Origin of the sequence: Micromonospora sp. NPDC005197 (assembly GCF_040608295.1) — a bacterium.
In the GTDB taxonomy this organism is placed as follows: domain Bacteria; phylum Actinomycetota; class Actinomycetes; order Mycobacteriales; family Micromonosporaceae; genus Micromonospora.
Map to the genome: position 1 here is coordinate 1 of NZ_JBEXHY010000193.1, position 7,362 is coordinate 7,362.

A 7,362-nucleotide genomic window follows, 5' to 3' on the forward strand; every position below is an offset into this window, starting at 1 on the left:
CGGCGCCGGCCGCGCGCGACGGGCCCGCGCCCGGGTGATCCGGATGGAGATCGCGGTGACCGTGAACCGGTCGCCCGCGGAGGCGTACCGGTTCTGGCGCGACATGGAGAACCTGCCGAAGTTCATGGCGCACCTGGAGTCGGTACGCGCCGACGACCTGCGCCGCTCCCACTGGGTCGCGCGCGGCCCGGCCGGTCGCCACGTCGAGTGGGACGCCGAGATCATCGACGACCAGCCGAACAGGGCCATCACCTGGCGCTCGCTGCCGGGCACCCGGGTGGCCAACGCCGGGCGGGTCCGGTTCGCGCCCGCCCCGGGCGACCGGGGCACCGAGGTACGGGTGCAACTGCGCTACGCGCCCCCGGCCGGCGCGCTGGGCCGGTCGGTGGCCAAGCTCTTCGGTGCGGAGCCCGAGCAGCAGGTCCGCGACGACCTGCGCCGGTTCAAGCAGGTGCTGGAGGCCGGCGAGGTGGTCCGCTCCGAGGGCAGCCCGAACGGCATCTCCGTACGCCAGCAGGCCATGCAGCGGCCCGCGCAGCCGCTGCCGGCGGCCCGTCGCTGACCACCCACGCCGTCGAAAGGGACCGCGGAGATGAAGGCCACCGCCTGGATGGGCACCGACACCGTCAAGGTGATCGACGTGCCCGACCCGACGATCATGAATGCCCGCGACGCGATCGTGAAGATCAGCACCACCGCGATCTGCGGCTCCGACCTGCACCTCTACCACGGCTACATCCCGGCCATGCGCAAGGGAGACATCCTCGGCCACGAGTTCATGGGCGAGGTGGTGGAGGTGGGCCCGCAGGTGCGCAACCTCAAGCCCGGCGACCGGGTGGTGGTGCCCTTCCCGATCGCCTGCGGGCACTGCTCGTCGTGCCAGCGGGGCCTGTACTCGGTGTGCGAGAACTCCAACCCCAACGCCGGGATCGCCGAGAAGGTCGTGGGCCACTCGCCGGCCGGCATCTTCGGCTACTCCCACCTCCTCGGCGGGTACGCGGGCGGTCAGGCCGAGTACGCCCGGGTGCCGTTCGCCGACGTCGGCCCGCTCAAGGTGCCCGACTACATCCCCGACGACCAGGCGGTCATGCTCGCCGACGCCTTCCCGACCGGCTACATGGGCGCCGAGATGTGCGACATCAAACCGGGGCAGGTCATCGCGGTCTGGGGCGCGGGACCGGTCGGGCTGCTCGCCGCCGCCAGCGCCCGGCTGCTCGGCGCGGAGCGCGTGATCGTCATCGACCGGTTCCCGTACCGGCTGCGGCTCGCCGAGGAGCACGTCGGCGCCGAGACGATCAACTATGCCGAGGCCGACGTGCTGGACACCCTCGACGAGATGACCGCCGGCCGGGGGCCGGACGCGTGCATCGACGCGGTCGGCCTGGAGGGCCACCACGGCAACGCGGCCCTGTACGCGTACGACCGGGCCAAACAGGCCACGCGGACCGAGACGGAACGGCCCTTCGCGCTGCGCGAGGCGATCCTGGCCTGCCGCTCCGGCGGGGTGGTGTCGGTCATCGGCGCGTACGGGGGCTTCGTCGACAAGTTCCCGATGGGCGCGTTCATGAACCGGTCGCTGATCATGCGGACCGGCCAGTGTCACGTGCAGCGCTACACCCGGCCACTGCTGGAACGCATCCAGCTCGGCGAGATCGACCCGAGCTTCGTCGTCAGCCACCGGCTGCCGCTACGCGACGCCGCGAAGGGCTACAAGATCTTCCAGAAGAAGCAGGACGACTGCACGAAGGTGCTCCTCAAGGCCTGAGCGTCGACCGGCCGCCGCGCGCGGCCCTCCGGGCGGTATTCGGGGGCGGCGTCGTACTCGAAGATCGGGATCGTGCTGCTCCCCGAGTGGCGGGGGAGGGGCGTCGGATGGCGCGACGGACATCTTTACAGCCGGCTGCGCGACGATCCGCCGCCCGCAGCGCTCGCCGGGAATTGATTCCGGGACGGGGGACCCGTGCCGGTCCACCGCTGCCCGAACACCGCACCACCGGACGCCGTGCCACCCCGTTTGTGCCCGGCGAGCCGGGGAAACCGCCCCGTTCGCCCGGCGGGCCGCACGGCCGGCCGAGCAGACGGAAGGAGCGGGTCATGGAGTACGACCAGATGATCGCCACGGTGCGCCAGCGTGCGGGCCTCGGGGAGAACGAGGCCGTGCGGTCCGTACAGGCCGTCCTGTCGGTGCTCGGCGAACGGCTCGCCGGCCAGGAGGCCGACCACCTGGCGGCACAGCTACCGGATCGGCTGGACGCGTCGGTCACCCGTAATCCGCAGGGCCGCCGGTGGGACATCGGTGAGTTCCTCAAGCACGTCGGCGACCGGGAGCAGGTCGCGAACGCGGACCAGGTGCGTCAACACGCCCAGGCGGTGCTGCGTACCGTCGCCGAGGCCCTCAACGACGACGAGCGACAGGACCTGCTCGCCCAACTGCCGGGCGGCATCATCGACCTGTTCGGCGTGCCGACACCGCGCGGTTGACCGCCGCCGCACATCAGGGGATCGGCCACTCGTGCACCGGCCGGTTGCTGTGCATCAGCGTCACGTAGTGCCGGACCACCTCGCGCAGCGCCTCCGGCCGGTCCAGGTGATCGGCGGACTCCAACCGGTGCAGCGTTTCCACCTGCCAGGTCGCGCCGTTGCGGCTGGTCAGGCAGCGCTGCTCGATGATGCCCAGCAGCCGGTCGCGCTCGGTCGGATCGAGGCCCCACCGGTCCAGGCCGTGGTGCGCCATCGGCAGCAGCCGGCGCAGCACCAGCTCGGTGACCGGCAGGTAACCGAGGCCGGGCCAGAAGACCTGCGCGTCGATGCCGTGCCGGGCGCAACTGGTGAAGTTCTCCTCGGCGGCGCTGAACGACATCTGTGACCACAGTGGGCGATCCGACTCGGCCAGGGCGCGGACCAGTCCGAAGTAGAAGGCCCCGTTGGCGATGGTGTCCAGCACGGTCGGCCCGGCCGGCAGCACCCGGTTCTCGACGCGCAGGTGCGGCCGGCCGCGCGACACGTCGTACACCGGGCGGTTCCAACGGTAGATCGTGCCGTTGTGCAGCCGGAGCTCGGCCAGGTTGGGCACCTCGCCGGCCGCGAGGGTCTGCGCCGGGTCCTGCGGGTCGCACACCGGCAGCAGCGCCGGGAAGTAGCGGACGTTCTCCTCGAACAGGTCGAACACGCTGGTGATCCACCGCTCGCCGAACCAGACTCTGGGGCGTACCCCCTGGGCTTTGATCTCTTCTGGCCGGGTGTCGGTGGCCTGCTGGAACAGCGGGATGCGGGTCTCGCGCCACAGCTCCCGGCCGAAGAACAGCGGCGCGTTCGCGCCCAACGCCACCTGGATGCCGGCGACCACCTGGGCGGCGTTCCAGTAGTCGGCGAACTGCGCCGGGCTGACCTGGAGGTGGAACTGGGTGCTCGTGCAGGCCGCCTCCGGGGTGATCGTGTCGGCGGTGACCGCCAGGCGCTCCACCCCGCTGATGGCGATCGGCAGGTCCTCACCCCGGGCGGCGAAGATCTGCTCGTTGAGCAGCTTGTAGCGCGGGTTCGCCGAGAGCGTCTCGGCGGTCAGGTGCTCGGGGCGCAACGTCGGCAGGATGCCGATCATGACCATGTGCGCGCCGATCGCCCGCGCCTTCTCCTCGGCGGCGTTGAGGCTGGCCCGCACGTGCTCCTCGAAGTCGGCGGTGCCGGTGCCGGTCAGCCGCCGCGGCGGCACGTTGATCTCGATGTTGAACTGGCCCAGCTCCGTCTGGAAGCTCGGATCCTCGATGGCCGCCAACACGTCGGCGTTGCGCATCGCCGGGTTCGACGCCTCGTCGACGAGGTTCAGCTCGATCTCCAGCCCGGTCATCGGCCGGTCGATGTCGAACCGCGACTCGCGCAACATCTCGGCGAAGACGTCCAGGCAGTTGCGCACCTTCTCGCGGTACCGGGCCCGGTCCTCCCGACTGAAGGTCCGTACGCCGACATCCTCGCCCATGGTCACCACCCTGTCACCGCTGGTCCCCCCCAAACCTCGCACGTGGCCGGCGGGCGGGGGAAGACCCGAGGGTTCTTTCCTACCCAGTCGCGGGCTCCGTGACCCCTGTCGCACGCTGCGTGGCCGACGAGGGCGCGAACGGCCGGCACCGTTAGCATTGCCGCCCGAGAGGTGGTGGCGTCCGGATGCGCGAGAAGGTGACCCGGCTGTTCGTCGCGGCGGCGATCGCCGAGGCGTGCTCCTGGCTGGCCCTGCTGGCCGGAATGGCCGTCAAGTACGGTCCGCCCGGCAACGAGCTGGGCGTCAAGATCTTCGGCCCGATCCACGGCGGCCTGTTCATCGCGTACGGGCTGCTGGTGCTCGCGGTGGCCCGACTGCGCCGGTGGAGCCTGCCGGTGACCGTGGTGGCGCTGGCCTGTGCCGTGCCGCCGTTCGCCACCCTGATCTTCGAGCGCTGGGCCCGTCGCAGGGGAATCCTCGGCGTCGACCGCCGCCCGACCCGCGAGCCCGCACCCGTCGGCTGACGCGCGGCCCGGCCGCTGCGCGGGCCGCCGCCGGGTCAGGTCAGGTCACTGCGGAGCAGGCCACCACGCCGGCGAGCAACAGCGCGCCCAGCGCCGCCTGCAACAGCAGTGGCGGGCCGAGATGCGACCAGAGCGTCGCGGTACGCGGGGTGAGCAGCTGCCCGGTGGTGAGGTTGACGATCCGCTCGATGCGCGGCGGCAACTCCGGGTCACGCTGCGGGCGCAGCGTGAGCTGCACCTGGTCGGCCGGGTGCAACGCGCTCTGCGGCAGGTGCCCGTGCAGCTCCACCTCGCAGAGCTGACCGGCGGTGTTGCGCAGGCGCACCGGGGTGACCAGGTACTCCGGGCCCTGCTTCAGCTCCTTCCAGCGCCGCCGGGTGCCGCCGCCGCCGAACGAGAAGAGCGCGCGCAGCAGCAGGGCCGGCAACCGGGCGAACGCCGCCGCGGCGAGCACCGCGACCAGCACCGGTTGGCCGACGCGTATCTCGCGGGTGTAGCCGTCGAGCAGGCGGACCAGCCGCCCGGTGACGATCCGCTCCGTCGGGTGCACGATCCGTCGGGTATCGAGTCCGCTGTCCATCCCCACCACCGAGAGTCCGCTTGTGTTCACTGATCGTATCGATGTCCCCGGTTGAACGCCGTGAATGAAACCTGGTCACGGGCTCACGGCCACGAGGTGACATCCCGGGCGAGCAGGGTAAGCGGGGGGCCGAGCTGGAAAGGGGTCGAGCATGCAGCTGTCCTTCCTGCGCCCGCTCTACGACCGACCCGGGCCGTGGTGCTCGGTGTACCTGGACGCCTCCGCCGACACGGAGGACGCCAAACCGGCGCTGGACCTGCGCTGGCGTGCCCTGGAACGCAGCCTGGCCGACCAGGGCGCGGACGAGGCGAGCATCGCCGCGCTGGACCGGGTGATCCGGGGTCACGACCCGATGGTCGGTGACTACGGCCTGGCCGTCTTCGCCAGCCACGGCCGGGTGGTGCTCTCCGAGTACCTGTCCGCGCCGCCGCTGCGCGACCTGGCCAGTTTCGGGCCACTGCCGCACGTGATGCCGCTGCTCGCCCAGCGCGGCGAACAGGTGGCCTGGGTCCGGGTGGTCGCCGACCGCACCGGCGGCGACGCGATGGCGGTCAGCGCGGGCGGGGTGCCCCGACGGGCGCACGTCGCCGGCCGGGACAGCTTCCCGCTGCGTCGCGTGCAGCCCGGCGGCTGGTCCCAGTCGCGCTATCAGCGCGCCGCCATGGAGGCGTGGCACCAGAACGCCGGCGACGTGACAGCCGCGACCGTGCAGCTGGCCGACAGGGTCGGCGCGGACGTGGTGGTGGTGGCCGGCGACGTCCGGGCCACCGGCATGATCGCCGCCCAGATGCCGGAGCGCTGGCAGGACCTGGTGGTCCGTACCGACGCCGGGTCCCGGGCCGGCGGCGCCGACCAGACCATGCTCGACGACCTCACCGTGCAGACCATCGCGGAGGTCGCCGACCAGCGGATCACCGCCGCGCTGGACCGTTTCGGCGTGCAGGAGGACGTGGGCGCCGGTCTCGACGCGGTCGTCTCGGCCCTGCAACGCAACCAGGTCGACACCATGCTGATCGTGGACGACCCGTCGGCCAACGGTGAGCTGTGGATCGGCCCGGAGCCGACCGAGATCGCCGTCGACCCCGGCCAGCTCAGCGCGATGTCGGTGGACGACCCCCAGCGGGTACGCGCCGACGCGGCGCTGGTCCGCGCGCTGGTCGGCACCGACGCGGCGTTGACCGTGCTCGGCGCGGACGAGGCGCCCGAGCTCACCGACGGCGTCGGCGCGGTGCTGCGCTACGTCGACGAAGGCACCCCGGGGCGCGGCAATGGCTGAGCGCCGTGTCGCGGACCTGGTGGTGGACCGGCTGCGGGCCTGGCGGGTCCCGCGCGCCTTCGGCTACCCCGGTGCGGCGATCGCCCCGCTGGTCGAGGCGCTGGACCGCTCCGGGGGTGATCCGGCGTTCGTCCCGGCCCGGCACGAGGAGACCGCCTCGTTCATGGCCACCGGGCACGCCAAGTTCACCGGCGGCATCGGGGTCTGCCTGGCCACCCAGGGGCCCAGCGCGGTGCAACTGCTCAACGGCCTCTACGACGCGAAGCTGGACAGCAAACCGGTCGTCGCGATCGTCGGCGAGGACGTCACCGGGCCCCTGGGCGGCGCGCACCAGCAGATCGGTTTGAGCCGGCTCTTCGGCGACGTGTGCAACCAGTTCGTCCAGTACGGCCGCAGCCCGGAGAGCGTACCGGCGCTGCTGGACCAGGCGTTCCGCACCGCGGCGGCGACCCGCAGCCCGACCTGTGTGGTGCTGCCTCGGCACCTGCAGGAGGCCGTGGTGCCCGACCTGGGCGCGCACGCGGTCGGCGTGATCACGGCGACTCCCGGTGAGCCGCTGGCCCGGGTGCTGCCGTACGAGGTGGACCTCGACGCCGCCGCGCAGATCCTCGGCAACGGCCAGCGCACCGCGATCCTGGTGGGCCAGGGGGGCCGGGGCGCCGCCGACGAGATCATCGAGCTGGCCGACCGGCTCGGCGCCGGGGTGGCCACCTCGCTGCTGGGCAAGCCGGTCCTCGACGAGCGGCTGCCCTTCCACGCCGGCGTGCTCGGCGAGGTCGGCACGCCGGCCGCCGCCGAGCTGATGGGCGGCTGCGACACGCTCCTGCTGGTCGGCACCAACGACCCGTGGACCGACTACTACCCGATGCCCGACCAGGCCCGCACCGTGCAGATCGACATCGACGGCACCCGCATCGGCAGCCGGTACCCGGCCGACGTGCCCCTGGTCGGGGACGCGGCCGAGACGCTGCGCGCGCTGCTGGCGCGGGTGCCGTCGCGGCCGCACCAG

At 72.4% G+C, this 7,362-nt stretch carries 8 protein-coding genes; 6 read left to right on the forward strand and 2 right to left on the reverse strand.

Annotation, left to right across the window (positions count from 1 at the left end; all coding sequences use genetic code 11):
* The 3 genes from ABZU46_RS30170 to ABZU46_RS30180 all read left to right on the forward strand — a co-directional run.
* Positions 1–562 (forward strand): SRPBCC family protein (locus tag ABZU46_RS30170; RefSeq protein ID WP_354863072.1); only part of this gene is annotated, 562 nt, incomplete at its 5' end.
* A gap of 30 nt (positions 563–592) precedes the next feature.
* Positions 593–1,765: a zinc-dependent alcohol dehydrogenase gene (locus ABZU46_RS30175; protein WP_354863074.1), complete on the forward strand. Its 1,173-nt coding sequence runs from the start codon at positions 593–595 to the stop codon at positions 1,763–1,765.
* Positions 1,766–2,094: 329 nt separating this feature from the next.
* Positions 2,095–2,481, forward strand: a complete 387-nt coding sequence (locus tag ABZU46_RS30180; RefSeq protein ID WP_354863076.1) for a DUF2267 domain-containing protein — start codon at positions 2,095–2,097, stop codon at positions 2,479–2,481.
* 13 nt (positions 2,482–2,494) lie between these two features.
* Here the strand turns inward: ABZU46_RS30180 and ABZU46_RS30185 are convergent, their stop codons facing one another.
* Positions 2,495–3,973, reverse strand: coding sequence for a glutamate--cysteine ligase (locus ABZU46_RS30185; protein WP_354863078.1), 1,479 nt, complete (start codon positions 3,971–3,973; stop codon positions 2,495–2,497).
* A gap of 185 nt (positions 3,974–4,158) precedes the next feature.
* Between ABZU46_RS30185 and ABZU46_RS30190 the strand changes: the two genes are divergently transcribed.
* Entirely contained in the window at positions 4,159–4,497 is a 339-nt protein-coding gene (locus ABZU46_RS30190) for a DUF3817 domain-containing protein (protein WP_354863080.1), read from the forward strand.
* A 40-nt stretch (positions 4,498–4,537) separates the two neighbouring features.
* On the opposite strand, the gene ABZU46_RS30195 is transcribed toward ABZU46_RS30190, so the two are convergent.
* Complete coding sequence (locus ABZU46_RS30195) at positions 4,538–5,086, reverse strand: hypothetical protein (RefSeq protein ID WP_354863085.1); 549 nt, start codon at positions 5,084–5,086, stop codon at positions 4,538–4,540.
* A gap of 142 nt (positions 5,087–5,228) precedes the next feature.
* Between ABZU46_RS30195 and ABZU46_RS30200 the strand changes: the two genes are divergently transcribed.
* Positions 5,229–6,353 carry a Vms1/Ankzf1 family peptidyl-tRNA hydrolase gene (locus ABZU46_RS30200; RefSeq protein ID WP_354863081.1) on the forward strand — a complete coding sequence of 375 codons (1,125 nt, stop codon included), beginning with the start codon at positions 5,229–5,231 and terminating at the stop codon, positions 6,351–6,353.
* On the forward strand, positions 6,346–7,362 hold a 1,017-nt coding region (locus ABZU46_RS30205; RefSeq protein WP_354863083.1), incomplete at its 3' end, for a thiamine pyrophosphate-binding protein. The genes ABZU46_RS30200 and ABZU46_RS30205, both read left to right, overlap by 8 nt.

What these genes read in the sequence shown, in the direction of transcription:
- ABZU46_RS30175 (WP_354863074.1), top strand. Translation starts at nt 593, where the DNA reads ATGAAGGCCACCGCCTGGATGGGCACCGACACCGTCAAGGTGATCGAC.
- ABZU46_RS30180 (WP_354863076.1), top strand. Translation starts at nt 2,095, where the DNA reads ATGGAGTACGACCAGATGATCGCCACGGTGCGCCAGCGTGCGGGCCTC.
- ABZU46_RS30190 (WP_354863080.1), top strand. Translation starts at nt 4,159, where the DNA reads ATGCGCGAGAAGGTGACCCGGCTGTTCGTCGCGGCGGCGATCGCCGAG.
- ABZU46_RS30200 (WP_354863081.1), top strand. Translation starts at nt 5,229, where the DNA reads ATGCAGCTGTCCTTCCTGCGCCCGCTCTACGACCGACCCGGGCCGTGG.
- ABZU46_RS30185 (WP_354863078.1), bottom strand. Translation starts at nt 3,973, where the DNA reads ATGGGCGAGGATGTCGGCGTACGGACCTTCAGTCGGGAGGACCGGGCC.